The sequence below is a fragment of the Alcanivorax sp. HI0044 genome (assembly GCF_001634945.1).
Map to the genome: position 1 here is coordinate 1 of NZ_LWEZ01001005.1, position 427 is coordinate 427.

Sequence of the window (427 nt, forward strand, 5' to 3'; positions counted from 1 at the left end):
CGCCACCACCTCGGNGGTACGCAGCAGGCCACTCACGACCCAGGGCTGGCGACCGATCTCCGTTACGTACCAGCCAGCCAACACCGCAACCCAGCCCGAGAAAGTCATCACTGACAGGGCTCGCAGCAACCAGAGCTGGCTATCCCGGTTCTCATCACGCCGCCGGAACAATCGCCATGCCGCCCACCAGCCGACCAGGACCATCAACATCCCTACCCCCACCATGACCCTAAAGGCCCAGAATACCGGGGCAACGGGCGGAATATCGTCACCGAATTCATTGAGACCCTGGATTTCCCCGTTCCAGTCATGGGTCAGGATCAGGCTGGCTCCATGGGGAATGGTGATGGCCATATGGTTGGTTTTGGCTTCTTCATCCGGGAAACCAAACAGGGTCAGCGGGGCGCCTTTTTCGGTCTCCCATATG

Annotated in this window: 1 protein-coding gene; it reads right to left on the bottom strand. The window is 60.1% G+C overall.

Going from position 1 to position 427, the window contains the following annotated elements; genetic code table 11:
* Positions 1-427, bottom strand: a 427-nt coding sequence (locus A3730_RS11900) for a cytochrome ubiquinol oxidase subunit I (protein WP_197477456.1), incomplete at both ends; no start/stop codon positions are given.